The sequence below is a fragment of the Vibrio sp. CUB2 genome (assembly GCF_001557945.1).
Lineage (GTDB): Bacteria > Pseudomonadota > Gammaproteobacteria > Enterobacterales > Vibrionaceae > Vibrio > Vibrio owensii.
In genome coordinates this window covers 1-1231 of record NZ_LNRB01000060.1, presented here as the reverse complement: position 1 = coordinate 1231, position 1231 = coordinate 1, and the positions used below count along the sequence as shown (strand labels likewise).

Genomic DNA, 1231 nt, shown 5'->3' with positions numbered 1-1231 from the left:
ACTAACGCCCTGTTAAGGTGTGAGCAACGCAATACCGATGCTTCCGCATACCACCTTAAACACCAAACACAACGCATAGCAAAAATGCCACGCGTTGCGAATCACTCTTAAACAGTTTGTTAGCTTGATATATATTCACGCACTAACTTTCTTTGGTGTGCTTAGCTTTGTAAGCAGAGTGGAAACCTATAAAGAAGAAAGTATTTGTTATTACTAAAACTAAACCTGATACCGCAGGTAGGTTAGAACCTAAGATCAATGAAAGCGTATAATACTGCGCACAAGCCGCCATTATGCAAAGAGCTAGTGAACGCAGTAATGTTACACCTTTAGGTAACTGACTTGGAGATGATAGGCACAAAGAGAAAAGCACGTGAGAGAAATGGATTGTCGCCAATGAAAAGGCAAGTATTAGAAATATGATTAGCATTATAAATCATCCGCTTTTAGCAAACCTCTACGTAACAACTCTTTTTGAGCATCTTTTGCATTTGAACTCGTTTGGTATGCAATAACAGTAACCATAACAACCAGAATTGCCGATGCTCGTGATGCTGCTTGTTTTGTTAGTCCCATTTTCATGCCAACTTGCGCTACTGGCGACGAGGTAACCGTTTTTTTGAGTTGCTCAGAGGCTTTTTGTGAAGCTCCAATGACCCCTTTTTCATTTGCGGAGTATAAAAATGCTGCAACACCAGCCACTGTCAACGGAATTGTTATATCTAGCCCTACGACTTTCAGCGCGTCAGTCACCCCTTTATTCGTATCAAAGAACTCCCTAAGCTCACTGTCAGAAAGAGACCACGAGAACCAATATGGATTAGCTACAACCTGCGAAACTAATCCGTACAATGAGGCTTTTAACTGGTTATCACTCATGCCTAGTATTTGCTTTAATATTTGCGATTGCTTATTTTTTGGGAGCTGTCTGTAGAGGACAATTCCAGTCATGATCAGAATTGCATTGGCTTGCTTTTTCAAGCGAGACTCATGCTTTTCCATTCCAATTAAACTCGCATAATATTTTACTGGGTCAGCCCCAATCTTTGACTGTTGAACTCTCATAAAAACTCCTACTTAGCATATATCCGGATTGATACGATCTAAAAAGTCACGACACAAATCCACTTAGCTTTTTTTCGTATGACTTCACGAGAGACTGCAATTTACTGGATCAGTAATTACTTACTAGAACCTTGACTATAAGGTGTTGATATATCGAGCTAACGCC

1 protein-coding gene is annotated in these 1231 nt (G+C 40.2%); it reads right to left on the bottom strand.

Annotation, left to right across the window (positions count from 1 at the left end; translation table 11 throughout):
• Positions 1-429: 429 nt before the first annotated feature.
• Positions 430-1065, bottom strand: a complete 636-nt coding sequence (locus ATB78_RS27775; RefSeq protein ID WP_061011159.1) for a hypothetical protein — start codon at positions 1063-1065, stop codon at positions 430-432.
• Between the last annotated feature and the right edge of the window lie 166 nt (positions 1066-1231).